Source organism: Paramesorhizobium endophyticum, assembly GCF_014640615.1.
Classification (GTDB): domain Bacteria; phylum Pseudomonadota; class Alphaproteobacteria; order Rhizobiales; family Rhizobiaceae; genus Paramesorhizobium; species Paramesorhizobium endophyticum.
Genome location: NZ_BMHH01000010.1, coordinates 40,146 through 67,111 on the forward strand (window position 1 = coordinate 40,146; position 26,966 = coordinate 67,111).

The 26,966-nt window shown below is 60.1% G+C and carries 28 protein-coding genes and 1 tRNA gene; 14 read left to right on the forward strand and 15 right to left on the reverse strand.

Annotation, left to right across the window (positions count from 1 at the left end; translation table 11 throughout):
* Positions 1-8 precede the first annotated feature (8 nt).
* The gene (locus IEX53_RS13265; RefSeq protein WP_308429144.1) at positions 9-758 is read right to left on the reverse strand and encodes an SIMPL domain-containing protein; all 750 of its coding nucleotides are present in this window, start codon (positions 756-758) and stop codon (positions 9-11) included.
* A 216-nt stretch (positions 759-974) separates the two neighbouring features.
* Here IEX53_RS13265 and IEX53_RS13270 point away from each other — a divergent pair.
* Positions 975-1,051, forward strand: a tRNA-Ile gene (locus IEX53_RS13270).
* A 21-nt stretch (positions 1,052-1,072) separates the two neighbouring features.
* Here the strand turns inward: IEX53_RS13270 and IEX53_RS13275 are convergent.
* From IEX53_RS13275 to pncA, 4 genes are all read right to left on the reverse strand, one after another.
* Positions 1,073-2,326 (reverse strand): three-Cys-motif partner protein TcmP, encoded by a 1,254-nt coding sequence (locus IEX53_RS13275; protein WP_308429145.1) that lies wholly within the window; start codon positions 2,324-2,326, stop codon positions 1,073-1,075.
* A gap of 53 nt (positions 2,327-2,379) precedes the next feature.
* Entirely contained in the window at positions 2,380-3,216 is an 837-nt protein-coding gene (locus IEX53_RS13280) for a DUF5131 family protein (protein ID WP_188824661.1), read from the reverse strand.
* A 169-nt stretch (positions 3,217-3,385) separates the two neighbouring features.
* Positions 3,386-4,780 carry an MATE family efflux transporter gene (locus IEX53_RS13285; protein WP_373288652.1) on the reverse strand — a complete coding sequence of 465 codons (1,395 nt, stop codon included), beginning with the start codon at positions 4,778-4,780 and terminating at the stop codon, positions 3,386-3,388.
* 91 nt (positions 4,781-4,871) lie between these two features.
* Positions 4,872-5,471 carry a bifunctional nicotinamidase/pyrazinamidase gene (pncA, locus tag IEX53_RS13290; protein ID WP_188824662.1) on the reverse strand — a complete coding sequence of 200 codons (600 nt, stop codon included), beginning with the start codon at positions 5,469-5,471 and terminating at the stop codon, positions 4,872-4,874.
* Between the two features lie 170 nt (positions 5,472-5,641).
* Here pncA and IEX53_RS13295 point away from each other — a divergent pair, with 170 nt between their 5' ends.
* The 4 genes from IEX53_RS13295 (at position 5,642) to IEX53_RS13310 (ending at position 8,099) form a co-directional block, all read left to right on the forward strand.
* Complete coding sequence (locus IEX53_RS13295) at positions 5,642-6,331, forward strand: D-lyxose/D-mannose family sugar isomerase (protein WP_188824663.1); 690 nt, start codon at positions 5,642-5,644, stop codon at positions 6,329-6,331.
* Between the two features lie 73 nt (positions 6,332-6,404).
* Positions 6,405-7,448 (forward strand): L-glyceraldehyde 3-phosphate reductase, encoded by a 1,044-nt coding sequence (mgrA, locus tag IEX53_RS13300; protein WP_188824664.1) that lies wholly within the window; start codon positions 6,405-6,407, stop codon positions 7,446-7,448.
* Between the two features lie 100 nt (positions 7,449-7,548).
* A complete protein-coding gene (locus tag IEX53_RS13305; protein WP_188824665.1) occupies positions 7,549-7,800 on the forward strand; it encodes a type II toxin-antitoxin system ParD family antitoxin in 252 nt (83 codons plus the stop codon).
* A 2-nt stretch (positions 7,801-7,802) separates the two neighbouring features.
* Positions 7,803-8,099 (forward strand): type II toxin-antitoxin system RelE/ParE family toxin, encoded by a 297-nt coding sequence (locus IEX53_RS13310; protein WP_188824666.1) that lies wholly within the window; start codon positions 7,803-7,805, stop codon positions 8,097-8,099.
* Between the two features lie 8 nt (positions 8,100-8,107).
* Here IEX53_RS13310 and IEX53_RS13315 read toward each other — a convergent pair whose 3' ends face one another.
* The 5 genes from IEX53_RS13315 to IEX53_RS13335 form a co-directional block, all read right to left on the reverse strand.
* Positions 8,108-8,437 carry a lipid-A-disaccharide synthase N-terminal domain-containing protein gene (locus IEX53_RS13315; protein WP_188824667.1) on the reverse strand — a complete coding sequence of 110 codons (330 nt, stop codon included), beginning with the start codon at positions 8,435-8,437 and terminating at the stop codon, positions 8,108-8,110.
* Entirely contained in the window at positions 8,430-9,149 is a 720-nt protein-coding gene (locus tag IEX53_RS13320; RefSeq protein WP_188824755.1) for a glycosyltransferase family 2 protein, read from the reverse strand. Before IEX53_RS13320 ends, IEX53_RS13315 begins: the two co-directional genes overlap by 8 nt.
* A gap of 126 nt (positions 9,150-9,275) precedes the next feature.
* The gene (locus tag IEX53_RS13325; RefSeq protein ID WP_188824668.1) at positions 9,276-10,925 is read right to left on the reverse strand and encodes a thiamine pyrophosphate-binding protein; all 1,650 of its coding nucleotides are present in this window, start codon (positions 10,923-10,925) and stop codon (positions 9,276-9,278) included.
* Positions 10,922-12,100, reverse strand: a complete 1,179-nt coding sequence (locus IEX53_RS13330; protein ID WP_188824669.1) for a CaiB/BaiF CoA transferase family protein — start codon at positions 12,098-12,100, stop codon at positions 10,922-10,924. Before IEX53_RS13330 ends, IEX53_RS13325 begins: the two co-directional genes overlap by 4 nt.
* A 92-nt stretch (positions 12,101-12,192) precedes the next feature.
* A complete protein-coding gene (locus tag IEX53_RS13335) occupies positions 12,193-13,125 on the reverse strand; it encodes an alpha/beta fold hydrolase (RefSeq protein ID WP_188824670.1) in 933 nt (310 codons plus the stop codon).
* Between the two features lie 480 nt (positions 13,126-13,605).
* Between IEX53_RS13335 and ettA the strand changes: the two genes are divergently transcribed.
* The 5 genes from ettA (at position 13,606) to IEX53_RS13360 (ending at position 17,311) form a co-directional block, all read left to right on the forward strand.
* Positions 13,606-15,255 (forward strand): energy-dependent translational throttle protein EttA, encoded by a 1,650-nt coding sequence (ettA, locus tag IEX53_RS13340; RefSeq protein WP_188824671.1) that lies wholly within the window; start codon positions 13,606-13,608, stop codon positions 15,253-15,255.
* A gap of 60 nt (positions 15,256-15,315) precedes the next feature.
* The gene (gene relB / locus IEX53_RS13345; RefSeq protein ID WP_188824672.1) at positions 15,316-15,558 is read left to right on the forward strand and encodes a type II toxin-antitoxin system RelB family antitoxin; all 243 of its coding nucleotides are present in this window, start codon (positions 15,316-15,318) and stop codon (positions 15,556-15,558) included.
* Positions 15,539-15,802, forward strand: coding sequence for a type II toxin-antitoxin system RelE family toxin (locus IEX53_RS13350; RefSeq protein WP_188824673.1), 264 nt, complete (start codon positions 15,539-15,541; stop codon positions 15,800-15,802). The genes relB and IEX53_RS13350 overlap by 20 nt, the downstream gene beginning before the upstream one ends.
* Positions 15,799-16,593 carry a trans-aconitate 2-methyltransferase gene (gene tam / locus IEX53_RS13355; RefSeq protein WP_188824674.1) on the forward strand — a complete coding sequence of 265 codons (795 nt, stop codon included), beginning with the start codon at positions 15,799-15,801 and terminating at the stop codon, positions 16,591-16,593. Before IEX53_RS13350 ends, tam begins: the two co-directional genes overlap by 4 nt.
* A 94-nt stretch (positions 16,594-16,687) precedes the next feature.
* The gene (locus IEX53_RS13360) at positions 16,688-17,311 is read left to right on the forward strand and encodes an MOSC domain-containing protein (RefSeq protein WP_188824675.1); all 624 of its coding nucleotides are present in this window, start codon (positions 16,688-16,690) and stop codon (positions 17,309-17,311) included.
* A 241-nt stretch (positions 17,312-17,552) separates the two neighbouring features.
* Here IEX53_RS13360 and IEX53_RS24385 read toward each other — a convergent pair whose 3' ends face one another.
* Both IEX53_RS24385 and IEX53_RS13370 read right to left on the reverse strand, forming a co-directional pair.
* On the reverse strand, positions 17,553-18,566 hold the full coding sequence (locus tag IEX53_RS24385) for a glycine-rich protein (protein ID WP_188824676.1): 1,014 nt from the start codon (positions 18,564-18,566) through the stop codon (positions 17,553-17,555).
* A 141-nt stretch (positions 18,567-18,707) separates the two neighbouring features.
* Positions 18,708-19,025 carry a DUF2293 domain-containing protein gene (locus IEX53_RS13370; protein WP_188824677.1) on the reverse strand — a complete coding sequence of 106 codons (318 nt, stop codon included), beginning with the start codon at positions 19,023-19,025 and terminating at the stop codon, positions 18,708-18,710.
* A gap of 121 nt (positions 19,026-19,146) precedes the next feature.
* On the opposite strand from IEX53_RS13370, the gene IEX53_RS13375 reads away from it, so the two are divergent.
* The 3 genes from IEX53_RS13375 to IEX53_RS13385 all read left to right on the forward strand — a co-directional run bounded on the left by IEX53_RS13375 (position 19,147) and on the right by IEX53_RS13385 (position 24,263).
* Positions 19,147-20,157 carry an ArsR/SmtB family transcription factor gene (locus tag IEX53_RS13375; RefSeq protein WP_188824678.1) on the forward strand — a complete coding sequence of 337 codons (1,011 nt, stop codon included), beginning with the start codon at positions 19,147-19,149 and terminating at the stop codon, positions 20,155-20,157.
* The gene (metF, locus tag IEX53_RS13380; protein WP_188824679.1) at positions 20,157-21,086 is read left to right on the forward strand and encodes a methylenetetrahydrofolate reductase [NAD(P)H]; all 930 of its coding nucleotides are present in this window, start codon (positions 20,157-20,159) and stop codon (positions 21,084-21,086) included. The genes IEX53_RS13375 and metF overlap by 1 nt, the downstream gene beginning before the upstream one ends.
* Positions 21,087-21,791: 705 nt before the next feature.
* The gene (locus IEX53_RS13385; protein ID WP_188824680.1) at positions 21,792-24,263 is read left to right on the forward strand and encodes a putative bifunctional diguanylate cyclase/phosphodiesterase; all 2,472 of its coding nucleotides are present in this window, start codon (positions 21,792-21,794) and stop codon (positions 24,261-24,263) included.
* 3 nt (positions 24,264-24,266) lie between these two features.
* Here the strand turns inward: IEX53_RS13385 and IEX53_RS13390 are convergent, their stop codons facing one another.
* Both IEX53_RS13390 and IEX53_RS13395 read right to left on the reverse strand, forming a co-directional pair.
* The gene (locus IEX53_RS13390) at positions 24,267-24,575 is read right to left on the reverse strand and encodes a HigA family addiction module antitoxin (RefSeq protein ID WP_188824681.1); all 309 of its coding nucleotides are present in this window, start codon (positions 24,573-24,575) and stop codon (positions 24,267-24,269) included.
* 82 nt (positions 24,576-24,657) lie between these two features.
* The gene (locus IEX53_RS13395) at positions 24,658-25,053 is read right to left on the reverse strand and encodes a helix-turn-helix domain-containing protein (protein WP_188824682.1); all 396 of its coding nucleotides are present in this window, start codon (positions 25,051-25,053) and stop codon (positions 24,658-24,660) included.
* Between the two features lie 273 nt (positions 25,054-25,326).
* Between IEX53_RS13395 and IEX53_RS13400 the strand changes: the two genes are divergently transcribed.
* A complete protein-coding gene (locus tag IEX53_RS13400; protein ID WP_373288645.1) occupies positions 25,327-25,596 on the forward strand; it encodes a helix-turn-helix transcriptional regulator in 270 nt (89 codons plus the stop codon).
* Positions 25,597-25,680: 84 nt separating this feature from the next.
* On the opposite strand, the gene IEX53_RS13405 is transcribed toward IEX53_RS13400, so the two are convergent.
* A complete protein-coding gene (locus IEX53_RS13405; RefSeq protein WP_188824684.1) occupies positions 25,681-26,910 on the reverse strand; it encodes a lytic murein transglycosylase in 1,230 nt (409 codons plus the stop codon).
* Positions 26,911-26,966 lie beyond the last annotated feature (56 nt).

Genomic DNA, 26,966 nt, shown 5'->3' on the forward strand with positions numbered 1-26,966 from the left:
TGGGAAGCTTACTGCTTCAGTTCGAAGGTGACGTTAACCTGCACATTATAGCTGTTCTCGCCTGCGGCGACCGGCGCGGCGTCAGACTGCGGCACGGCCATCTTCATCTCCGCGCGGGCGAAGGGGACGGGCTGCGGACGCCAGGGCTGCTCGCTGATTTCCAGCACGCGGCCAAGGCCGACGCCAGCGGCATCGGCGAGGGTGCGCGCCTTGGTGAGCGCATCGGCGACGGCGCGCTTGCGCGCCTCGTTGATGACGGCGGCGGGGTTGTCATTGGTGAAGGTCAGGTTTCCGCCCTGGTTGACGCCGAGCGAGACGGACTTGTCCAGCACTTCGCCGACCTTGGTCACGTCGCGCACACGCACGGTCAAGGAGTTGGTGACGGTGTAGCCGGTGATCTTCGGCTCCTTGAGGCCGTTCTTGTCGTCGGGATATTGATAGCGCGGCTGGATGTTGATGCCTGCGGTCTGAAGGTCGCGATCCTCGATGCCCGCTTCCTTCATGGCGGCGAGCACCTTGCCCATCGCCTCATTATTGGCGGTCATGGCTTCGCGGGCGGTATCGGCCTCGCGCAGCACGTTGAGCGTGAGGATAGCCATGTCAGGCGCGGCCTGCGCCTCGCCTTCGCCGGTGACGGCGATCTTCGCTACGGGCTTTGCCATATCGGCCTCCTGAGCCATGGCGGGCAGGGACACGGCGCAAACCAGCGCCGCCGCGAAAAAAGTCGCCCCGAGATAACGAGATGTTGCCTTGCTGATCATCAAAAACTCTCCGAATCGAAAAATTGTCCCTACAATTTAGCTGTCACAAGTGAATATGTGCGTAATAGGGCAGGACGCTTGTTGGCGCTTGTTTAAGCTGGCGGTTTACGCTAGAGCATGGGGAAGCCGGATGGTTGCATTGGTGCTTTGCGGGACGGGACGAAACGTAAAGCGCTATCGCCAAGCGCAACCCATATATCGGCGATGAGGGTGGGGCCTGTAGCTCAATTGGTTAGAGCCGGCGGCTCATAACCGCTTGGTTGCAGGTTCGAGTCCTGCCGGGCCCACCAGTTATCTAAACAAGAAGTTGACTATTGGGCTTTTGCAAAAGACCACAGCTTGGGCTGTCGTGCTATTGCAATAGTATCACGGTTACTCGGCGTCGAGCTTCGTTTCGTTGTGTTGTACTCGTTCCTGAGATCGAGTTCTCTTTCTTCGACAAGCAGCGATGTAACGCTGTTTAAGTCGGACAACCTTGCGGGTGTTTCATTTGCAATGGATTTGATAAAGTCATGGTAAGAAATTGCGGCATCTGCGTGTCGGTCTCGAATACGTTTGAGGAAATCTTCCGCTAAACGGTCCCTCATTGCGATATTATCGTTGGTTCCAAACCAAAAATCAGGTGCGCCACTTTGATCAATATTCGGATCGAAGCCGAGCATTTCCAGTCCACCATGCCCTTGATGAAGCGATGTGTTATTAATTAGCCAATGACTGTCCACCATCACATTTCGGGCCTTGAGATGCTGTGAAAGATGCACAAGCCAAAGATCTTTCCTTGCTTCTCGTGAGCGCAGAAAAAACGGGCTTTGGAAATTTGCGCCGGTGGATTGCGAGATATGCCGAAGTAGGAGGCGCTGGATGGCGTAACGGCCACCCCACTCGCCCTTGAGATGTAGGTATTCGTAGATTTGTTCAGGGGTTAGCTCGATAGGCGCTACACGTTGTAGAACTTGAGGTTTGTCGCTCAAATAGTCAATAAGCCATCCCACCGCAAATGTCAGAATACACTCAGCAGCTGAAAATCGGAGTATCTTTCTGACAGTTTCAAATGTGACATCAGTATAGCCCAATTGATCGAGAAGAAAAATCGATCGGCCCACATTATTGCGGGTTCGCTCTTCGATCCGGCGGGAAATTTCCGGGAACACGTCCTCGAATTCGCGGTGATGTAGGAATATCGATCGATCAATTTTTGCGAGATATCCGGCTTGAACGAGCTCGTTACGCAAAAATTCGATGTGATCCTTTTTGCTGTCAACAAAATGGAACTCGGCATCGATAGAGAGCTTTTTCGTCCGACCGAGGTTAGCTTGTTGCTCGGCCTTCTCGACGGCCTCTAGAAAGAGGAACGGAGTTCCTTTGATGTACTCTTCGTCTCGAACGAATTTCCCACCTCCACAAAAGCCATCCACCAGCGTAATGCGCTGTCGACTTTGTGCTGGATGGACAAGAACGGCTGGAAAATAACTTTCCAAATATTGGGCAATGAGCTTTAATTTAGCCTGGCTGTGATCATGTAGCGGGGGTGGCGTTGAGCCAATTTTCCAACCAAAGTCTGCGATGAGCGTAACTCCTTCTAATCACAGCAAGATTAAGTGGAGTAAGAGCCGATTCGTCAAGCTCTCATGCGTTCCTCGCCACTACCTATCCGAGGAAATTCTCTGATAAGTTTGCCATCTAAGAGGCCACCACCTTTCCCAAAGGTATCGAGTTCTTTCGCTCTTGTAGGCGACATACCCAGTTCCTGAACGAGCGGGTTATTGTTGATAGCTCCCCATTGCTTATGAAAGACCGCGATGTTGAAACGACGACAGTCTGCAATGATATCGCGTGCCCATTGGGCAAGCATGGGCCTAGCGCCGTGGCCGCTTTCCCCACCGCTGATTAGCCAATTTGGCTTGGGATCGTCTTCTGCCAAGCGGAGAGGCCCGATTGCCGGCTCATACGATATAAACCAAATCGTTGCTGGAATTTCGGCTAAGAACCGTTTACGTTGCTCAAATCGTGTTTGATCTTCGGCTGTAAAGCCCAACCAAACATTCGAATAGCCCTCGGTCCCCCAGTCATCAGGCAGCATTTTGCGAATGTTCTGAGGGCGCTTAGTTAGGAGCTGCCAGTCCAGCGCGGGCGTGGCTTTGATTACGTCAAAAAGGTCTTTTCGCCATGCCGGGTCAACTTGATTATCGAAGACGTCAGCGAGTGACGCACAAAATATCCGCTGCCTGCGCCCGTGCTGTGCTGCGAACTGAGCAGCTTTTTGCTGCCAAATGTGCGGAGCTTTCCAGTAGGCTTCAGTTGTTCGTTTGCGCGGTGAGTTGCCCCATTTGACCTGCCCTGAGCGTTTTGACCACGCCTCCGCGTAGCAATTATCGCATCCCGGGCTGATGTTGGTACAGCCTGTCCAAGGATTGAAGGTGTGATCGGTCCATTCAATCGTCGAATTCATGGCCATCGCGCTTCTCCTTGTAGCAAATCAGTCGGCTGTATCTTCACTCTCACATCGTTCCAAAAACTTTAAAATCGCCTTCAAAAGTCCTTTAAATGTGCTTTAACATCGAGACCGTGGTCCGCGGGACATGATCACTGTTGATTATAGGGCGGCACTTCCATGAACGTAGCCCCTATCCGGCCCCCTTCACCCATCTGCCCCGCCTAATCCACCGCCACAGCAGCAGCGCCGACACCACCGCCAGCCCCAAGAACAACCCCGTCCATATCCCAGCCCCTCCCAGCCCCATATGAAACGCCAGCCAGGCGCCCAGGGGCATTCCTATGCCCCAATAGCCGATGGCGGCGTAGATCATCGGCATGGTGGTGTCGTGGAGGCCGCGCAAGTTTCCGCTGCCGACTGCTTGCGCGCCGTCGGCGATCTGGAAGAGGGCGGCGAAGGCGAGGAAGGTGATGGCGTGGCGGATGACGTCCGCATTGTGCGGGTCGTTAAGATCGATGAAGCCGGATATGAGGAGGCGGGGGGCGAGCAGCATCAGCAGCGCCGTCAGCCCCATGAAGCCTACGCCGAGGGCATAAGCGGTCCAGCCGGTGAGGCGGACGCCTTCCTGATCGCCTGCGCCGAAGAAGCGCCCGACGCGCACCGTCGCCGCCTGGCCGAAGCCGAGCGGCACCATGAAGGCGATGCCGCTGATCTGGATGGCGATGGCGTGGGCGGCCAGTTCCGCCGCGCCGATGAGGCCCATCAGCAGCGCCGCGCCGTTGAAGAGCGCGACTTCGAAGACGACGATCGCCGCAATCGGCAGGCCCAGGCGCATGATCTGCCAGAGGCGCGGCCAGTCGGCATTCCAGAACCGCCCGAAGAGGCGATAGCGGCGGAATTGCTTTTCCCTGAGCACGACGATGGCAAGGCCGGCGAACATCACAATATTGGAGAGCGTCGTGGCGAGCCCCGCGCCGACCACGCCCAAAGCCGGGAAGCCCAGCTTGCCGAAGATCAGGCACCAGTCCATGAAGGCGTTGAACGGCACGGCGACGAGCACGACAATGGTGGCCCAGCCCGGCCGCTCAAAAGCCGTCACATAGGAGCGCAGGACGATATAGCCATAGAAGGGCAGGATGCTCCATTGCAGCGCGCGCATGTAGCGGCCCGCCTCATGGGCGAGGTCCGGCTTCTGCCCCATCAGCAGCAATATCTCCTCCGTGTGCCAGAGGATGAGCCAGAGGGGCAGGGAGATCATGATCGAAAGCCAGAGACCCTGCCGCACGGTGCGCCTTACCTCGCGCACCGAATGGCGGTTGGTGCCCAGTTCCTTCGCCAGCATGGGCGAGGTGGCGAGCACCAGCCCCATGCCGAAGAACATCGGCGTGTAATAAAGGTTCGAGCCCAGCGCGCCGGCGGCAAGCGTATCCGGGCTCAGCCAGCCCATCATCATGACGTCGGTCGCGGTCATCGCCGTTTGCGCCAGATTGGTGAGGATGATCGGCCAGGCGAGGGTCAGCATGGCGCGGGCTTCTTCCCAGAACGAGTTGGCCTTGAGCACGCGCGCTTCGGTAATAGGGGTCATCATAGTCAAACCGCAAAAAGCCCGTCAGGGGGACGGGAGAAAACCAGATCGATCGGGTGAGGGTTCCCGGCGGGAGGGCCGGGCGCCGGGATCAGGCGAGTATCACGCCTCGTTCGCGCATTCGCGCGGTCATAAGGGCCATGGAACCCGAGAAGTCGATGCCGCGGCTGGCGTTCAGCAGAACGGTCACGCCGAAGCCCTGTTCCACCGCGTCGAGCGCCGAATAGGCGACGCAGAAATCGGTGGCGAGCCCGGCCATGGTGAGGCGCTTTATGCCGCGCTCGCGCAAGTAACCGCCAAGGCCGGTGGGGGTGATGTGATCGTTCTCGAAGAACGCCGAATAGCTGTCCACTTCCTTGCGAAAGCCCTTGCGTATCACAAGCTCCGCCCGGGTCCAGTTGAGGCCGGGGTGGAATTCCGCGCCGTGGCTACCCTGCACGCAATGGCTCGGCCATAGAGTCTGCTCGCCATAGGGCATTTCGACCGTCTCGAACGCTTGCCGGCCCGGATGGCTGATGGCGAAGCTGGAATGGCCTTCGGGGTGCCAGTCCTGCGTCACGATGACATGGTCGAACTCGCGCATGAGGCGGTTGAGTTCGGGCACGATCCCGTCGCCGCCGCTGACAGCCAGCGCGCCGCCGGGGCAGAAATCATTCTGCACATCGATCACAACCAGCGCTTCCTCGGCCATCCTATCCTCCTTGCGACGCTTATTTTTTTCGAAAAAGAGAGGTGCGCCAGAAACGCCGTTTCGTCAACTGACTGGATGCGCCGGACGGATTTTTGCATTGCCATGGGCGGGGAAAGGGAGCTACGACATGCGGCCAGTTTCGAAATGCCCGCATGGGAGGAAAGAACGCCATGAAACGCTCCGAAATCAACGAAATCATCCGCGAAAGCGACGCCTTCATCCGCTCCTTCGGCTATGTCATGCCGCCTTTCGCCTATTGGTCGCCCGAAGAGATGAAGGCGCGCACGGCTGATGATGCGGCGGCGATCCGGGATGCGCGGCTGGGCTGGGACATCACCGATTACGGCCAGGGCAAGTTCGCCGATCTGGGGCTCTTCCTCTTCACCACGCGCAACGGCAATGCGGAGGATTTGAAGAAGGGCACCGGCATGCTCTATGCCGAGAAGATCATGATCTCGCGAAAGGACCAGCTTTCGCCGATGCACCGCCATATCGTGAAGGCGGAGGACATCATCAATCGCGGTGGCGCGACCCTGACGCTGGAACTCTTCAACTCGCTTCCCGATGGCAGCATCGACGAGGAAACGGACGTGACCGTTGCGACCGACGGGCGTCTGCGCACTCTGAAGGCCGGCGGGCTCCTGAAGCTTCAGCCGGGTGAGAGCGTCACGCTGTTGCCGGGCAATTGGCATGCCTTCTGGGGCGAGGGGGGCGATGTGCTGATCGGCGAAGTCTCGACGGTCAATGACGATCTGACCGACAACATCTTCCGCGAAAAGATCGGCCGCTTCTCGACCGTCGAGGAGGATGTCGCGCCTGTGCATCTGCTGGTGTCCGACTACGACAAGTGGCTTGCCTGACGGTTTGCCGACATATCGAAGCCGGGTGCCATGCCCGGCTTTTTCTTTTTCAATCTATCTGGAGGAGTTTGCGATGGCATGGGAACCGCGCACTGAGCGCTATGAAACCATGAAATACAATCGGTGCGGACGCAGCGGCCTGCAGCTGCCGGCGATTTCGCTGGGGCTATGGCACAATTTCGGCGACGACACGCCGCATGCGACGAAGCGGGCGCTCTGCCGCACGGCTTTCGATCTGGGCATCAATCATTTCGACCTCGCCAATAATTACGGTCCGCTTCCGGGTTCGGCGGAACTCGCCTTCGGGCAGATCCTGCGCGAGGATTTCAGGGGCTATCGCGATGAGCTCATCATCTCGTCGAAGGCGGGCTATCGCATGTGGCCGGGGCCCTATGGCGAATGGGGCAGCCGCAAATATCTCATCGCCAGCTGCGACCAGAGCCTGAAGCGGCTGGGCGTCGATTATGTCGACATCTTCTATTCCCACCGCTTCGATCCCGAGACGCCGCTGGAGGAAACCATGATGGCGCTCGACCATATCGTGCGCTCGGGGCGTGCGCTCTATGTCGGCATCTCCTCCTATAATTCGAAGCGCGCGCGTGAAGCTGCCGCGATTCTGAAAGACCTCGGCACGCCCTGCGTCATCCATCAGCCCAGCTATTCCATGATCAATCGCTGGGTGGAGGATGACGGTCTCATCGACACGCTGGAGGAGCTTGGCATCGGCTCGATCATCTTCTCTCCGCTGGCGCAGGGGATGCTGACGGCGAAATACCTCAAAGGCATTCCGGAGGACAGCAGGGCGGCGCAGGGCAAGTCGCTGCGGACGGAGTTCCTCAACGACGAGACCCTTGCGCGTATTCGCGGCCTCAACGCCATTGCCGAACGGCGCGGGCAGACGCTGGCACAGATGGCGCTTGCCTGGGTGCTGCGCGGCGGGCGCGTCACTTCCGCGCTCATCGGCGCGAGCCGCCCGGAGCAGATCGAGGATTGCGTCATGGCGCTGGAGAAGCCGGATTTCACGGAAGAGGAACTGCGCGAGATCGACGCGCTCGCGCTTGATGCCGACATCAACATCTGGGCCGCTTCGGCGGAACGGGCAGGGCCGGCGCGCTAACACTGATCATATTCAGCCTGCCGCTGGATGAGACCGGTGGCAGGCTGATGTTGGCAAAGTTTGCCAAAATATGCCATATTGGCGGAAAATGGAGGCTGATATGGCGACGATGAATATTTCCCTTCCCGATCCGATGAAGGAATGGGTCGAGGCCCAAGCTGAAACAGGCCGCTATGCCAATGCCAGCGACTATGTGCGGGACTTGATCCGGCAGGATCAGGTGCGTAGAGAGAAGATTGCCGTCATGCAGCAGGCTGTGGATGCGGGATTGGCGAGTGGTATCAGCAATAGAACGGTGGATGAGATTTTTGAAGCAGCGGCGCGGCGCGTCGGAATATCGCGGGATAGTTGATCATGAGGTTTCGTCTTTCGGCGGAAGCGGATGAAAACCTCGACAGTATCGCCGAACAGGGAATAAAGCTGTTCGGATATGCACAAGCCAAGCGCTATATTCACGAAATAAAAGCGATTTTCGCGCTGCTCGCTGCCAACCCTCATATGGCGCGTGAGCGGCATGAGATTTCGCCGCCAGTGCGTGTGCATCCGCACAAAGCGCATCTGATAATTTACCGCATTGAGGAGAATGGCGATGTTCTGATCCTCGCGCTACGGAACGCCCACGCGGACTGGACGAGCGAGAGTATTCAGTAAGCGAAGCCTCAATCCACCTTCGTCACGGATTTCTTCTCGTTGGCGATCAGCCAGAGATTCCGGATGTAGATCAGCAGCCCCATGCCCTGGCCGGCGATAAAGACCGGGTCCTGGCGCTGGATGGCGTAGACCAGAAGAAGTGCGCCGCCGCCGAGCGAGAAGAACCAGAAGGCGACCGGCACGACGCTGCGCTTGGCTTTTTCCGAGGCGACCCATTGGACCACGAAGCGCATGCTGAAACATGCCTGGGCGACGAATCCGAGGATGACCCAGGCGTCCAACTGCTTGACGAAGACGTCGTGGAGCCAATCGGCTAGATAGGTAAAAATTTCAACCATTGGTGATTTCCGTCACGCGAGGCACGGTTTTGCGGCGGCGGCGCAGCCACCACACGCCATAGAGATCAAGCACGCCGCGCGCCGCGCGGTCGAGAATGCCGTAATTGGATTTGCCGTGGCGGCGCTCGCGGTCAACCACATCGACATGGACGACGCCGTATCCTTCCCGGATCACCAGCGCGGGCAGATAACGGTGCCAGCCGTCGAAGAAGGGCAATTGCCGGAAGAGGCTGGTATGCACCGCCTTGAGGCCGCAGCCGGAATCGCGGGTGTTGTCGTTGAGGATCGCGCCGCGCAGATTGTTGGCGAGGCGGGATGAGATTTGCTTGAGCTTCGTGTCGGTGCGCTTCAGGCGCTGCCCGGCGGCGATGCCGACAGATGGGCCGGCCTTGATGAGCGCATCGGCAAGCTGCGGCAGATAGGCGGGGTTGTTCTGGCCGTCGCCGTCCATGGTCACGACGATATCGCCCCGGGCCGCGAAGACGCCGGAGCGTACGGCGGCGCTCTGTCCGGCGGAGCGATCATGACGGATGTGGCGCAGCGGCAGTCCGGCCTCGATGCGCTTTGCCAGAACATCGCCGGTCGCGTCGGTGGAGCCATCGTCCACGACGATCACCTCATAGGCGCGGCCCTGCATGGCGGCGTCCACCTCGTCGAGCAGGAAGGCGAGATTGTCGGCTTCGTTCCGGCAGGGAATGACCACCGAGATCATCGTTTCAGTCAAATTCCAAATCCTTCGGGATGCGGGCGCAGGTGCCGCCCAGCCGAACAATGCGCGGGTGAATAGCACCGAAAATGACGCATTGCCACAGAAGAAGTTGGGATGAGAGCAGGAGTCCTACCGTTTTTCCCTGATCTGCGTCAGCGTCTTGGTGGGCGTGATTGCTTCAGGATCGAGCCTGATTTCGACGATCGAGGGCTTGCCGCTTTCGACCGCACGCAAGAAGGCCGGGCCGAAATCCTCGGTTCTTTCCACCGTTTCGCCATGGCCGCCATAGGCGCGGGCGAGGGCGGCGAAATCGGGATTGCTGAGCTTGGTGCCTGAGACGCGGCCCGGATATTCGCGCTCCTGATGCATCCTGATCGTGCCGTACATGCCGTTGTTGATGACGAGCACGATGATAGGCCAGCCATATTGCACGGCAGTGGCGAAATCCTGCCCGTTCATCAGGAAGCAGCCATCACCGGCGAAGCAGACGACCATGCGGTTCGGATGCAGCGCCTTGGCGGCGACGGCGGCAGGGAGACCGTAGCCCATGGAGCCAGAAGTCGGCGCGGCCTGCGTGCCATAGCGGCGGAAGCGATGGAAGCGGTGCAGCCAGGTGGCGTAATTGCCTGCGCCATTGGTCATGATCGCGTCTTCGGGAAGGTTTGCTTCGAGCCAGGCTATGATTGGGCCCATGGCGATCGCGCCGGGGCCGGTTTCAGGCGGGGTGGACCATTGCAGATAGGCGGTATGGGCGGCGGCTGCCTCGCCTGACCAGGGCAGGGGGCCGAGGGGCGTCAATTCGTCTACAGCTTTGGCGAAGGCGTCGGGCGCGGCGTTGATGGCGAGGGTCGGGCGGTAGACGCGGCCCAGTTCTTCCGGGGCGGGGTGGATATGCACCAGCTTCTGGCGCGGGTAGGGGCTATTGATCAGCGTATAGCCGGAAGAGGGGACTTCGCCGAAGCGCCCACCGACGAGCAGGATCAGATCGGCGTTCCTTATCCGCTCGGCGAGGGCCGGATTGATGCCGAGGCCAATATCGCCGGCATAGTTCGGGTGGAGGTGGTCGAACAGCATCTGGCGGCGGAAGGAGCATCCGACCGGCAGTTCCCAGCGTTCGGCGAAGCGGGTGATGCTGGCGACGGCTTGCGGGTTCCAGCGCGAACCGCCGAGGATCATGAACGGTTTCTTCGCAGTTTCGAGCAGAGTGGCGAGTTCCTTCATTGCGGCGGGCGAGGGCGCGGTTTCGACCGGCTGCCAGCGTTGTGGGGCAGGGGCATCGGCCTGTTCGGTCAGCATATCCTCCGGCAGCGCCAGCACCACCGGGCCGGGCCTGCCTGATGTCGCGACCGCGAAGGCGCGGGTGATGAATTCCGGAACGCGGGCGGGATCATCGATTTCGGCGACCCATTTCGCCATGTCGGCGAAATGGCGGCGGTATTCCACCTCCTGAAACGCTTCACGTTCACGTGCATCGCGTGCCACCTGCCCGATGAAGAGAATCATTGGGGTTGAATCCTGCATGGCGACGTGGAGGCCGGGGGAGGCATTGGTGGCGCCGGGGCCGCGCGTGACGAAGCAGATGCCCGGCTCGCCCGTCAGCTTGCCCCACGCCTCCGCCATCATCGCCGCGCCACCCTCCGCCCGGCAGACGGTGACGGCGATATCAGCATCGTAGAGCGCGTCGAGCACGGCGAGATAGCTCTCGCCCGGCACGCAGAACAGCCGCTCCACGCCATTGGCGGCAAGCGCTTCGACGATCAGTTGGCCACCCGTTTTCATTTCCGTTCCTCCCGGTGCAATTCTTCCAATATCTCTTCCGTATGCTCTCCCAGACGCGGCGAGGGGCGCTCATAGGCGAGCGGGCTTGCCGACATCAGGATGGGCGTGCGCACCGAGGGGATGGTGTTGCCGTGGCCATCAGGCAGATCGAGGCGCAGGCCGCGGGCGACGATCTGCGGGTCGGCGAACATCTCGCCGATGCGGTTGATCGGCCCGGCGGGAACGCCGTTCTCGACGCAGGCATAGAGCAGATCGGCGCGGGTGCGCTTCGCGGTTTCGGCGCTGATCGCAGCGGTCAGCGCGGCGCGGTTCTCCAGCCTCGCGCGGTTGGTGGCGAAGCGTGGATCTTTAGGGAAGCTATCCAAGCCCAGGATCGTGCAGAGGCGGGCGAACTGGCCGTCATTGCCGACGGCGAGGATCAGATGCCCGTCGAAGGTCGGCACCACCTCGTAGGGCGCGATGTTGGGATGGGCGTTGCCCATGCGGTTGGGGCTGTTGTGGCTCACAAGATAGTTCATCGCCTGATTGGCCATCACGGCGGACTGCACATCGAATAGCGCCATGTCGATCCATTGGCCTTCGCCGGTTTTCAATGCATGGATAAGCGCGGCCTGAATAGCGGTCGCGGCGTAAAGGCCGGTGAAGATATCGGCGACGGCGAGGCCGACCTTCTGCGGCTCGCGGTCCGGCTCGCCGGTGACGGACATCAGGCCGGACATGCCCTGGATGATGAAATCATAGCCCGCCTGTTTCGCATAAGGCCCGGTCTGGCCGAAGCCGGTGATCGAGCAATAGACGAGGCGCGGGTTGAGTGCCTTCAGGCTCTCGTAGTCGAGGCCGTATTTCCTGAGCCCGCCGACCTTGAAGTTTTCGATCACCACATCGGCGGTGCGGCAGAGGGCGCAGACGGTTTTCCGCCCTTCCGGCGTGGTGAAATCGGCGGTGATCGACCGCTTGCCGCGATTGCAGGCATGGAAGTAAGCGGCGGAAAGGTTTTCGCCATCCGCGCCGGTGACGAAGGGAGGCCCCCAACCGCGTGTCTCGTCGCCGCCATCAGGGCTTTCGACCTTGATCACATCGGCGCCAAGATCGGCAAGGATCTGCCCTGCCCACGGCCCCGCCAGCACGCGCGCAAGCTCTATGACCTTGATACCGGAGAGAGGTGCATTAGTCATTATAACAAGCTCCTTGGCAATGACCCCTCATCCGACCGCGCTCCGCGCGGTCGGATGAGGGGTAGTAGGGCGCAGAGGCAACATCACTACACTCAACCCTGCACCGCGCGATTTGCCCAGACGATAAAATCCTGCGTTATCGCTTCACGGTTGATCTCGTTCAGGCTTTCGTGGCGGGTGCCTGGATAGATACATTCGTGTATGTCGGTAAATCCCATAGCGCGCAGACGCCGGGCCAGGGCGGCAATCGCTTTGCCATTATCCGTCGCCGGGTCCTGGTCACCGCCGACGAGGTTGAACGGCATGGCGCGGGGAACATTGCCGAAATGGCTGTTGTCCGCGCCCTGAAAGACGAGGCGGAAGACATCGATCCATAGAGCGACCGTGGCGTCCCATCCGCATTTGGGGTCGGCGATATAGGCGTCCACCTCGCCGGGGTCGCGGGAGAGCCAGTCGAAGTCGGTGCGGGCACCCTGGATTTTGCGCCCCCATTCGCGGAAGGTGAGCTTGGGAAGAATTAGGCTCGGCACGTCGGAGCCGATAAGCATTCTCTCCGCCGCGAGGATGACTTGCGCAAGTTTGCCCGCTGCCCCGGGGGAAAAATTGGCGTTCCAGATGGCGGCGGCGTCGATGGTAAGGGGATGTTTCAGGACGTAGTTGAGTGCGATCAACCCGCCCATGGAATGGCCGAAAAGGACGACCGGCAGGCCGGGATGGGCGGCGCGGATATGGGCGTTGACGGCGGCGACATCGGCAATGGCCTTCTCCGCCCCATTGCGGGACGCAAACATGCCCTGCGGCGCATCCGGCGCTATGGTTTCGCCATGCCCGCGATGATCGTGCGCGTAGACATGAAAGCCTGCTTGCGAGAGTTCTTCGGCAAAGCGGGCATAGCGGGCCGAATGCTCGGCGAGGCCGTGATTGACATGCACGATGCCGCGCGCGCTGCCCTCCGCCAGTTGCTTGCGCAGGCAAAGGCTCGCGCCGGTAGGCGAGGCCAGGAATTCCGCCGTCTGGAAAGGCACGCCAGTCTCCTCCTGATGACCTCAGCAAGTTGACGATCTGGCGATCCAATAGTCAATTGGCGTTCTGTCATGATGTCGCCATATGCAGGCATGACCTCAATTGCCTATTTTTTAATCTTTATGATGCTTTGCAATATTTTTTTGCAAAACCGCTTGCTAATTCTAAAAAGCTGCGCAAAACTGACTGTGGAATTTGGTTGAGACGGCATTTCTGGGGCTGGCGGGCTATCGGGTGTTCTTTTCAACAATCGAATGACTGATCGGGGATTGGGGCAGCTGTCCTGGTCTCGACGGGGAGGCTTTGCCTTCAACCTTTTACATGCCGCCCAAGGAAGAGAGGAAGCTTCCGCAAGCGGAACCAGAGGGGAGACCGGGTGACGGAAATATCCGCACCCGGTTTCGCATTTTTCAATCGTTGCCCCCACCAGTCATTTCGCCTACATAGCGTGCAATTCATTTCCACTGGAGACGACGCGCGCAATGGCACGCCAATTCATCTATCACATGGCCGGGCTCAATAAGGCCTATGGCAACAAGAAGATTCTCGAAAACCTGCATTTGTCCTTCTATCCGGACGCCAAGATCGGCATTCTGGGCCCGAACGGCGCGGGTAAATCGACGGTCCTGCGCATCATGGCGGGAATCGACAAGGAATATACCGGCGAAGCCTGGCTCGCCGACGGCGCGACCTGCGGATATCTGCCGCAGGAGCCGGAGCTGGATGCGTCCAAGGATGTGCTCGGCAATGTCATGGAGGGCGTCGCCAAGAAGAAGGCGATCATCGACCGTTACAATGAGTTGATGATGAATTATTCCGACGAGACGGCGGATGAGGGCGCGAAGCTTCAGGACATCATCGACAGCCAGAACCTCTGGGATCTGGACTCGCAGGTCGAGATGGCGATGGAAGCGCTGCGCTGCCCGCCTGCCGATGCCGACGTGACCAAGCTTTCAGGCGGTGAAAAGCGCCGCGTGGCGCTGTGCAAGCTCTTGCTCTCGCAGCCGGACCTCTTGCTGCTCGACGAGCCGACCAACCATCTGGACGCCGAGACGACGGCGTGGCTGGAAAAGCATCTGCGCGAATATCCGGGCGCGGTGCTGATTATCACCCACGACCGCTACTTCCTCGACAATGTCACGGGTTGGATTCTCGAGCTCGACCGCGGTCGCGGCATTCCCTATGAGGGCAATTATTCGGCCTATCTCGGCGCGAAGGCCAAGCGAATGGCCCAGGAGAATCGCGAAGAAGATGCCCGCCAGAAGGCGCTGGCGCGCGAGCAGGAGTGGATTGCCTCCAGCCCCAAGGCGCGGCAGGCGAAATCCAAGGCGCGCATCAAGGCCTATGATGAACTGGTCAAGGCCGCCAACGAGCGTCGTCCGGGCGAGGCGCAGATCATCATCCCCGCCGGCGAGCGGCTGGGGCAGGTGGTGATCGAGGCGGAAGGGCTGACCAAGGCGTTCGGCGACCGCGTGCTGATCGACGGGCTCGACTTCAAGCTGCCCCCCGGTGGGATTGTCGGCGTGATCGGGCCGAACGGCGCGGGTAAATCGACGCTGTTCAAGATGATCACCGGACAGGAAAAACCGGATGCTGGCTCGATCCGCGTCGGCGATACGGTTCAGCTCGGCTATGTCGACCAGAGCCGCGACCATCTCGACGCCAACAAGACGGTTTGGGAAGAGATTTCCGGCGGCAACGACATCATCAAGCTTGGCAAGCACGAGATGAACAGCCGCGCCTATTGCGGCGCGTTCAACTTCAAGGGCGGCGACCAGCAGCAGAAGGTCGGCAATCTCTCGGGCGGCCAGCGCAACCGCGTACATCTCGCCAAGATGCTGAAGAATGGCGGCAACGTCATCCTGCTCGACGAGCCGACCAATGATCTCGACACCGAAACGCTCTCGGCGCTGGAAGACGCGCTGGAAAATTTCGCGGGCTGCGCGGTCATCATCTCGCACGATCGCATGTTCCTCGACCGTCTGGCGACGCACATCCTCGCCTTCGAGGGCGACAGCCATGTCGAATGGTTCGAGGGCAATTTCCAGGAATACGAAGCCGACAAGATCCGCCGGCTGGGGCCTGATAGCGTCAACCCCAAGCGGGTGACGTATAAGCGTTTGACACGATAACAGGCGGTCCATTGCCTTTCTCGCTCCTTTGCTATACATGTATAGCAAAGGAGCTTTTTCATGCTTGCTCTAAGGTTGCCACCGGATATCGAGAAGCGTCTGGATGATCTGGCCAAAAAGACGGGCCGGACGAAGAGCTATTATGCTCGTGAGGCTATCCTTGAGCATATCGATGACCTTGAAGATCTCTATCTCGCCGAGCAACGCGCCCAGGAAAATGGCCCAACGGTCCTGCTCGAAGAGGTGATGAAGAAATATGCGGAGATCGACAAGGACGTGACAGGTGTGGACGATCAGAATTGACGCCAAGGCCGAGCGGGAACTTGGCCGGCTGTCGGGAACAGATCGTCAACGCATTCTGAGATTTCTTCACAATCGTTTGGCTCATCGCGAAGACCCACGCTCAATTGGCGATGCCTTGGCGGGCCCGCTTTCCGGATTCTGGCGTTATCGGGTTGGTGACTTTCGCGTAATCGCCCGAATAAGCGATAGGGAAATCACCATTTACGTTATGCGCATCGGCAACCGCAGAGAGGTATATCGATGACCGATCAGGTTCATAACCGAAAATCTTCCGACTGGTCCGCTGCCCAATATCTGAAATTCGAGGATGAGCGCAGCCGGCCGGCGCGGGATTTGATCGCGCAGGTGCTTTTGGCCGCGCCGCGGAAAATCGTCGATATCGGGTGCGGGCCGGGCAATTCCACCGAGCTTCTCGCGGCGCGCTGGCCCGAGGCGGAGATTTCCGGTTTCGACAGTTCGCCCGACATGATCGAGAAGGCGAGGGTGCGACTGCCGCAGCTTCGCTTCGAGGTGGCTGGCGTGTCGCAGTGGACGCCCGATGCGGATGTCGATCTTCTGTTTTCGAACGCTGTTTTCCAGTGGCTGCCGGAGCATATCGCGGAACTCACGCGGCTTTTCGCGGCGTTGAAGCCGGGGGCGGTGCTGGCGGTGCAGATGCCGGACAATCTGACCGAGCCGACGCACCGGCTGATGGCGGAGGTTGCGCGCGATCCGCGCTGGGCGGCAAGGATTGGAGACAAGCCCCGCGCGCCGCTGCCGCCCGTTTCGGCCTATTATGATGCGCTCGCAGGGCAGGCGGCGCGGATCGACGTTTGGCATACGATCTACAATCACCCGCTGGCCGGGGCGGAAGCGATTGTTGAATGGGTGAAGGGCACGGCTCTGCGGCCTTTCCTCGACGCGCTTGATCCGGAAGAACAGGCGGATTTCCTCGCCGCCTATACCGCGCGCATCGCCGAAGCCTATCCGCTCGCCCGCGACGGCAAGGCGCTGCTGCGCTTCCCGCGCTTCTTCCTCGTGGCGCAAAAAGGCTGATCCATGAGAGTTTATCGCAGGTCTATCAGGCCGTGCGATGGTACGAGCGGTCCGGTTGGAGTAAACCGAAAGAACGAAACCGGAGGAAAGTGCCATGACCGATCTGTTATCACTGCTTGAGGATAAGGCTCTTCCGGAAATCATTCCGGGGCGCAGGATTTCGGGAAGGGTCGCGGGTGTGTACGACGCTCTCAACGGCCATTTCGGCACTGAGGCGGCGGATGCGCTGGAACTGACGTTCGAGGGTGTTCGCGGCGATTATCATGCCGGGGTGACGCGCAAGTCCGGCGGACGCGAGCCATGGTATCCGCGCGGCACCGAGATCCGCAACGAGCGCCAACTTTCACTCGTCGCGCCGGATGAGCTTGCGGCGATAGCGGCGGGGCTTGGCATAGCTGAAGTCCGGCCCGAATGGATCGGCGCCAATATGCTCATCGAAGGCATCCCGTCCTTCTCCATGCTGGCGCCGCGCACGCTCCTGTTCTTCGAGGGCGGGGTGACGCTGAAGGTGGACGGGCAGAACGGACCCTGCAAGATCGCCGGAAAGCGGCTGGCCGAGAATGCCGGCGTTGCCGATGTAACGGCGGTGTCGCTGGAATTTGTACGGGTGGCCAAACGCTTGCGTGGGCTGGTCGTATGGGTTGAAAAGCCCGGCACGGTGAAGGCGGGCGAGAAGGTGGAAGTCAAGATACCGGAGCAGTGGATTTATCCGGGGTGATTATACATCTTCCTTCTCGATACTCGGCAGCCTCGTCACCGCCATGCTATCCAGTCTGATGCTAATGCGCCGAAGCAAGGTGAAGCGTGCCGGCCCTCATTCCATGACGCATTGTAATTCGAGTGTAGCGTGGCGAATATGCGGCGCATCAGGCAGATGGCGGCAAACTCCAATTCCGCCAAGGCATAAAAGCACCGTCACGAGCGGCGCGCTCGTGACGGTGCTTTTATGCAATCAGAGTTTATTTTTCCGTAGCGGGCGGAAGAATGTATTTAATGGTTACCGATGCAGCTTGAGTGGAGATATCCGTCGATCCACCTTCCGGAACGTAAGAGGATCCGCCCCCACCGCCGCCTGGGCTTGAAAGCGGGTCTTGCGGAGCGCCACCCCCGCCGCCGCCATAGTAGCCCCCCCCCGCGCCACCGCCCATAGCAACGGGAAGGTAGAAGGAGGGAGCAGGGGTCGTTCCCCCATTGCCGCCCAGGCCGAGGCTTCCCGCGCCGCCTCCTTGCGTCCCGCCCGTTCCTCCCGCGGACTGAGTGCCAGCGCCGCCGCCCGTTCCTCCCGATTGGGACGGAAGAGGCTGGCCATTCTGGCCTTGACTGCCAGCGTCGCCCCCATTGCCGCCATTACAGGCAGCTTTCCCGTTCCCGCAGCCCGAGCCGCCCCCACCGCCACCGGCGGCGACAATAAGCCGGCTGTTTAGTGATCCGGGGACGGACATGGAGATTGTCCGTACATCCGATGCGCCCCCACCGCCGCCCCCTAAGCCCACGGTAATATTCTGAAACCCAGTCGATCCGCCACCATTCCATCCCCCCACGCACAAAAGCGGGGGATTAAAACAGCGCGCTATGTCCGCGGTAGGAATACCACCGACCTCCACATACAATGTGGAATTGGGGGTGACGGCTATAAGCGCGTCTGCACGACCGCCCTTACCACCGGTGCCGGATCGTGAAGGATCTCCCGCTTCTCCTGCCGCACCGGCGGCGCCGATCGCAGTGACATCCAGCAATGTTACACCGTCAGGCACCGCGAAAGTTTGTTCTCTGCCTGTGAAGGTATAGACACAGGTCACCCTATTCGGTTCGTTGTAAGGATGATGGCATTGCGGCGGGAGAACATCGGCGCGCGCAAAAGGAGATGCAAGGAAGCAAGCCGGGAGGGTGAGCAGGAGGAGCTTGGAGGCCGACCGCAGAGGGATGAAATTGGAGGGTGACTTCCAGTGCGCAGAAAAATGTCGGTTTTCCATGGATTATTCCTTTCAAGTGATAAACATCCATAATCGAGTACGCGCCATCAGACGTTGCGCGTTGCGATGTATACAACTTAGAAACGTATTTGTTTGCCCTTTTCGCGCATTTGGATAATAGTGTGTTAAAATGACATCCCTTTAAATACCCTCCTCTTCATCCGCCTCCAGCAGCCTCGTCGCTCGCCATTCCGTCAGCTTGGCGTTGACTGCGTCGAGCACAAAGAACCGCGCCGAATCCTTGTCGTAGCCTTCGTCGCGCAGTGCGTCGTAGTCGGTGTGCGCGTGACGGATGTGGGCGACCGTGGCGAGCCAAACGGCTGTGGAGGGCGGCAGCGTCTTCATGTGGGGCGCCAATGCCGCGGCGCGGATCGGCTCGGAATCCGAGTAGGGCACGCTTGGCAGGAGGGCCGTGAGGGCCTTGCCGATGGCGCGCTGACGCGCGGTGCCTATGCTCATTTTTCACCTCTTGTTATACTTCGCTTCCGTCTCGCGGCCATTTTCGCTTGCGCGGCTTCTCATTTTCACATAAACATATCTTTATGTCTTTTGCATAAACCTCGCATCGGTCCAAATGCCCATGAGCAATGCCAGTCTCCATCTCGACCCCATGGTCGATACGCTGAAAGCGGCGGCGGAATCCAGCCGGTTGCGCATTCTGGCGTTGCTGTCGCGCGGCGATTTGACGGTTTCGGACCTTACCTCCATTCTCGGCCAGTCGCAGCCGCGTGTCTCGCGCCATCTGAAGCTGCTCTATGAGGCGGGACTGATCAATCGCTCGCAGGAAGGTGCATGGGCCTATTTCCGGCTTTCCGACGATGGCCTCGCCGGCGCGCTCGCCCGCGCGCTGATCGCCCGGCTCGACAGCACCGATCCCCTTCTGGAGCGGGATCTGGAGCGGCTGGCAGCGGTCAAGACGCAGCGACAGGAGAGGGCGGCGGCTTATTTCAGCGCCAATGCGCAAAGCTGGGACCGTATTCGCCTGCTGCATGTCTCCGAGAGCGCGGTGGAAACGGCCTTGAAGCGCATCGTCGGCAAGACGCCGTTCCAGGCCATGCTTGATGTCGGCACGGGGACGGGGCGGCTTCTCGAGCTTTTCTCGCCGCTTTATGTGCGCGGGCTCGGCATCGATATCAACCGCGACATGCTGACGGTGGCGCGCGCCAATCTCGACCGCGCCGGAATTACGAACGCACAAGTGCGGCAGGGCGATGTCTATGCGCTTCCGGTGGACCGGGAGAGCTTCGACCTCGTGACCATCCATCAGGTGCTGCACTTCCTGGAGGATCCGCAGGCGGCGATCCGTGAGGCGGCGCGGGCGCTCAGGCCCGGCGGACGTCTTCTCATTGTCGATTTCGCGCCGCATACCCTTGAATTCCTGCGTGAAGAGCATGCGCATCTGCGCTTAGGCTTCAGCGACGAGCTTATGCGCGGGTGGCTCGACGAGGCAGGGCTTGCCCTCGATGAAGCCCAGGAGCTCGAATCGAAGGGCGGTGATGCGGGCCTCACGGTGAAGCTCTGGCTTGCCCGCGACCCGCGCCTTTTGATCGCGGATCCCGTTTCCTCCCAAAATATGACGGAGAGTGTTTGATGAGCGTTTTCGGACTTTCCCGCCGTTCCGATATCGGGCAGGCGATCCGCGTCTCCTTCGAGTTCTTTCCGCCGAAGACAGAAGAGATGGAAGCGCGCCTGTGGGAGACGGTCACGCGGCTCGCCCCGCTGAAGCCGGAATTCGTTTCCGTGACCTATGGCGCGGGTGGCTCGACGCGCGAGCGCACCGCGCGCACGGTGGCGCGGATATTGAAAGAAACCGATGTGACGCCCGCCGCGCATCTGACCTGCGTCGATGCGACCAAGGAAGAGGTGGATGCGGTGGTGCGCGAGTTCGCCGCCCTCGGTATCAAGCGCTTCGTGGCGCTGCGCGGCGATCCGGCTGCGGGCATCGGCGAACAGTACCGACCGACGCCGGGCGGCTATCTCAACGCCGCCGAATTGGTGGCGGGGCTGAAAGCCTTCGCCGATTTCGACATTTCCGTTTCCGCATACCCTGAGAAGCATCCGGAAAGCCCCGACTTCGCCACAGATATCGACATGCTGAAGCGCAAGGTGGACAATGGCGCGACGCGGGCGATCACCCAGTTCTTCTTCGACAATGACCTTTATGAGCGCTATGTGGAGAAGGTGCGCCGCGCAGGCATCTATATTCCTATCCTGCCGGGCATTCTCCCTATCCATAATTTCAAGCAGGTGGTGAATTTCGGCTCGCGCGCGGGCACCCATATCCCCGCCTGGCTTGCCGAGCGCTTCGACGGGCTCGAAAACGATCCGCAAACGCATATGCTGGTTGCCGCAGCCGTGGCCGCCGAGCAGGTGCTGGATCTGGTGGAGCGCGGCGTGCAGGATTTCCACTTTTACACGATGAACCGCGCGGATCTCGTCTTCGCGATCTGCCACATGATTGGCATCCGTCCCCACAAGCGGGACGTCGCCGGGGCTAAATTGGCGGGCGCGGCCGCATAAACATGAAAAAGCCCGGACGCTATGCCGGGCTTTTTCCTTTTGTTTTCCCAAGGGATTGAGGACCCTCGACCCGCAGTCTTTGCCTCTCCCGTCGTAGCATTCGTGCGATGCCAAGCTTCGCCTGGCCGCAAATGCTCAGGGGATGAGGCCCATTACCATCGCACCCAGAAATGCGAACGCTGCACAGATCATCAGGACATTCAGCGAATGTGTAAGTCCCATCGGTCTGCCTCCTTTCAGACGCCACGGCTCCTTGTGGCGTTGGGTTAACGAGGGGAATCTATGCTCAGTCGAGCCATAAAAAAAGCGGAATTCGTGTTGCTGAATAGAGACGGCGGGGAAAATTATTTCCTTTATGGGCCTAAATTATTGAAAAACAACGTTTACTTCATCCGTTCACGTTTTGTGAACCGTAACCTCCGGACGCCCAAAAATCCGAATTCTGCCATTTTCGAATATGCTTTCCTTCGCTTGTTTCGCGCAGAGCCGGCGACTCACATGACATCGGCATGACAGTTCGTTTAAGCACTTCGTAATACACATTGCCTAAAGTTCGCTTGAACGGCGCGCGGCCATCGGCATGTCTTTTCTCCCAACATGCGGCAGATCAATTGCAACGGTAGCAGCGCGAGGCATGATGCCGTCCTGCCAAGCCGAGTTTCCATCGGCATGTCCCATGTCCCACCCGTCTCATGGCTTTCAGGCATGTCTCAATCCCGGATCGAAACGACCCCGTCACCGACTGAGGAAGCGATCGATATCCCGACGGAGTTCGACGATGTGCGCTATATGCTGCATTGCTGGCAGGCGGCGCGCATCAACACGTCGCTACCGTCCTATGAGGATTTCACGCTCGGCAATATGGGGCGCTTTGCCGACGAGATCGCGGTGATCCATTGCCTGCCGGGCAAGCCCGCGCGGATGCTGCGCGCCGGCAAGCGAGTGCGCTCGATCATTCGCCTGGGCGAGGGGACGGTCGATTTTCTGGACGTGCCATATGTCTTCCGGCAGGCCATCGCTTCGGCGATCGGCCGCTCGCGCCTCGCCGGAAGCCCTAGCCTTGCGCTCTGCCGCTGGCTGATCGAGAACAAGGTCTCGACGGTGGAGATCGTAACCTTCCCGCTTTCCTGCCGCTGGAGAGGGGAATATTTCCTGGTCATGACGCGCCCGCGCAAGGCGCAGTTGAACCTGCCGCGGCTGCTGATCGACGCCTCGCAGCAGGGTATTCTGGGCCTCTCTCCTGTGCCCGGCGAGGACGGGATGCCGCGTGACTTCTATGTGCTCAGCATCAACGAGGCCGCCGCGCGCTTCCTGGGAGGCGAGCCGGAGCATCTGCAATTCACGCTTCTCTCGCAGGCATTCTCCCGCCTCGGCATCGTCACGCCCGAGCCGATGCGGCATGCAGCGCTGGGCGAGCCGGTCGAGCCGTTTGAACTGGCCTATGAACTGGACGGCAATCCGCTGGCGCTGCAGGCTGGGGTGAATTTTGCCGACGGCATCCTTGTGGTGACGCTGACGGATATCCGCGAGTTCAAATCCCGCGTCACGCTGTTCCGCTCGCTCTTCGACGATAATCCGGCGCCGATGTATGTGCGCGCCCATGGCGAGGAGGGCTTTCTCAACGTCAACGAGGCCGCGCTCAAGCTCTACGGCTATGAGAGGGAGACTTTTCTCAAGCTGGGCGTGGCGGATATCGCAATCGAGGGTTCCGAGGAGGATGCGGGGTCGTCCGAGACGGCGCTTAAGCATCGCACGGCCGATGGCCGCACGCTCGACATCATCGAATATACCAGCGAGGTGATGGTCGACGGAAGGCCCGCCACGCTTTCCACCATAATGGACATTACCGAGCGCCGCCGCGCGGAGGCGCATGTCACCTATCTCGCCCATCACGATCCGCTGACGGGGGCTGCGAACCGCACGGTCTTCACCCGCGAAATCGAGCGGGCGGCGGCGAAGCTCGCCGATGGCGGGCGCGCCTTCGGCGTGTTGATGATTGACCTCGACGATTTCAAGCTGGTCAATGATACGCTCGGCCATGCGGCGGGCGACGCGGTGCTGGTGGAAGTGACGAAGCGGCTGAAGAAGCGGCTGCGCGAGGCGGATATCGTGGCGCGGCTGGGCGGCGACGAGTTTGCCGTGCTTGCGCCGGGGCTTGAATCGCGCGAACAGATCGAGGTGCTCGCCGGTCGCATCAGCCAGGAATTGGCGCTGATCACCTCTATAGAAGGGTGCCCCATTCGCATCGGCGCCAGCATCGGCGGCGCGGTGGCCCCGGCGGACGCGACCGAGGCGGACGATCTCCTGCGCTGCGCCGATCTTGCGCTCTACCGCGCCAAAGGTTCGCTGAAGGGCGAGGTGCGGTTTTTCGAGCCGGAGATGGATGCGCAGGTCTCGAACCGCCGTGCGCTGGAGATGGATTTGCGCAATGCTGACCCGGCCGAGCAGTTCGAGGCGCATTTCCAGCCGATCATCTCGGTGCAGACGGGTAAATTATGCGGCTTCGAGGCGCTGATGCGCTGGCGGCATCCTTCGCGCGGCATGGTGCCGCCGATGGAGTTCATCCCCATCGCCGAGGAAACGGGGCAGGTGGACCGTCTCGGGCGCTGGATGCTGCTAGAAGCATGTGCGCAAGCCGCTTCATGGCCGGACCCGCTGATGGTGGCGGTGAATGTGTCGCCTGTGCAGTTTCGCAGCGGCACACTGTTCGAGGCGATCGACGAGGCGCTCCGCTCAAGCGGGCTTGCACCGGCAAGGCTTGAAATCGAGATCACGGAAACGGTGCTGCTCGATGACAGCGCCGATAACCTGGCCTTGCTGCGCCAATTGCGCGACCGGGGTGTACGCATCGCGCTCGACGATTTCGGCACCGGCTATTCCAGTCTGCATTATCTGAAGCAGTTCCCGTTCAACCGGCTCAAGATCGACCGCTCCTTCGTGCGCGAGATCGAGAACAGCCCGGAATCCCTCGCCATCGTCCGTGCGATCATCGGGCTTGGCGCAAGCCTCGGTATCGACACCACGGCGGAAGGCGTCGAAACCGCCGCCCAGCTCGAGACGCTCAGGGCGGAGCAGTGTGGAGAACTGCAAGGCTTCCTGTTCAGCCCGCCCGTCGCGCCCGGCAATGTCGGCGCGATCATCGGCGCGTTCTTCGGCGAGGAGAAGCGGGTGGCGTGAGGCTCAGGCCGCGTGCAGGCGCGGAATATGAGAAACATCCACTTCGCGCTCGGCGTGCCAGGTATCGTATGCTCCTTGCATGCGCACCCAAGACTCCGTGCTCCCGCCGAACATCTTGCTGATACGGACAGCCATGGCCGGCGTGACGGGGCGGCGCTCATCGAGAATGTCATAAAGCTGCTGCCGGGAAATGCCGAGCAATCGGGCAATCTCAGCCTTCGACTTCTTGATATCGATCAGGATATCAGCAAGAACCGCCCCCGGATGAGTGGGGCAGCGGTTGGGGTCGCGAATAGCTGGATATTCAGTCATAGCATTCCCTCTTCGTCCGGGAGAAAGGGCACGTACTCAAGCAGCGGTGTCATATTGATCACGACGAGGTTGTCACGGGTTCTTATTCCTTGGCCTCTGCGAGTATGTTGATAAGCGTAATTATTGCGTGCCGCGTGGCAGGGTCTTTTACCTTCGCCAAGGCATAAGCGAGGTTTTTCCCGTCCTTGGTGGCAAGGAAGCGCATGACTTCTGTACCCAAGGGCTTCTTGTCCGGCATGCCACCTGAGTCTCTGCCGGTAAATAGGTTTTCCACTGGCATGCTCAGTGTTTCCGCTATCTGCGCAAGCCGGCTGGCTCCGATGCGGTTCGTTCCCGTTTCGTATTTTTGTACCTGCTGAAAGGTAACGCCGATTTCGGTGCCGAATTCCTTCTGAGTAATCCCCTTCGAAATTCTGTACATCCTGATCCGGGCACCGATCTCTACATCGGTCGGGTCCGGTTTCTTTTTATTTCTCAATCATTTCCCCCAGCAGCATGTAGCCACTCCCGCGTTATGCTCAATGATTCCTGGTGATGCAGGCGGGTCGTGTTCGAATTCGTTGGTATGCGGAAGGGGAAAGTAATCTATGGCGCGTGACGAAGGGCAAACTTCTGCTATTGTCGGAATCAGCCATGATCCGAGCTCCCAACAGCTTTGATGTGGTCAGATCAAGCAGGTGTTCCAGCACCTGTTTGATCGATGAAAACAGAATTCCATACAAAATGATAGAAGTCAATCAGAAAGTTTGCCTTGACTAGAGATACACTGACAGCAGAGCAGTGCCGTGGTGCGCGAGCGATGTTGGGCTGGAGTCAGATGGAACTGGCGAAGGCGGCAAACATATCTCGTCAAACCGTAGCTGATTTTGAGCGTGGTGCGCATTTGCCCATCAGCAATAATCTTGCAAGCATCGCAGCGGCGTTGGAACGCGCCGGGGTTGAACTCATTCCAGACGATGATCGCAAAGGCGCTGGCGTCCGGTTTACCAAGCCCAGGGGCTTGAGCGGGTCTGCAGAGTAGGCGCAAACACAATCGTTAGGGGCGCTGTCCCATCGCCATATAGTGAGATAGAAGCCTTCTCTATCTCACTAATTCGCTACTTCATTAAAGCTTGTTCAGCAATTCCACCGTCGGCCAGGAATCCGCCGGCAGCCCCAAGCGCAGTTGTTCGGCGCGGACGGCGTCGCGGGTGGCTACGCCGAAGACGCCATCGATCTTGCCCATGTCGTAGCCGCGCGCGGCGAGCTTGGTCTGCAATTCCTTCATCTGGTCGGTGGTGAGGCCGGGATCGGGATTGCCGAGCTCGAATGCCGGAGCGCCGGCGAGGCGGGTGGCGAAATAGGCGACGGTCGTCGCGTAGACGATCGACTTGTTCCACTCCACGAATACATCGAAATTCGGGTAGGAGAGGAAGGCGGGGCCCTTGCGTCCCATTGGCAGGAGCAGGGATGCGTTGCCGTCATCGGGGCCGAGCGGGCCGTTCAATCCTTCCACGCCCCAGGCGGTCCATTTGGAATGGGGGAGGCGGTTGGTGCGGATCGCCTGTTCCCACGGAAGATCCTTCGTCAGCTTGACCTCTTCCAGCCAGGGCTGGCCCTTCTGCCAGCCGAGATCGCGTATCATCCGCGCCGCCGTCATGATCACATCAGGCACGCTGTTCTTCAGATCGACGCGCCCGTCGCCGTCGCCATCCACACCGCGCTCGAGATAATCGAGCGGCAGCATCTGCATCTGGCCGATCTCACCGGCCCATGCGCCTGTCGTCTGCGCATTGACGACGCCGGTGTCGAAGAGCTTCAGCAGCGCGATCAATTGCGGGCGGAAAAGCTCCGGTCTGCGGCAATCATGGGAAAGCGTCACGAGCGCATTCAGCGTGTCGAAATTGCCCTGGATAGCGCCATAGTCGGTTTCCAGGCCCCAGAAGGCGGCGATGACGGGGCCGGGAACGCCGTAGGTGTCCTCGGCCTTTTTGAAGACGTCGGCATATTTGGCGAGCATTTCGCGGCCCTTCTTGAGCCGCGCGTCGGAGATGAGCTTGCGGGAGAAATCAGCGAAGGTCTGGTTGAACGTCGCGCCCTGCGAACGGTCCCGGCCGAGTACCTTGTCATCAATCTGGGCCTGGTAAAGCTCGCTGATGCCTTGCTCGCCCACGCCATCGGCCCGCGCTTCGGCAGCGACGCCATCGAGCCAGGTTTTCAGGTCGCCGCCACAGGCAGGCTGCGGCGCGGCCGTTCCCTGGGCTGGAGCGGCCGGCGATGCCGGGGCTTGCTGTGCGCTAGCCAACGCGGTGGAGGCGATGAGCGATGCTGCCAGCAGCAGGGCGGTTTTCTTCATTTCCTAAACTTCTTTCCGGCATTGCTTTCTTCGAAAAAGCACGATGCGCGCAAATG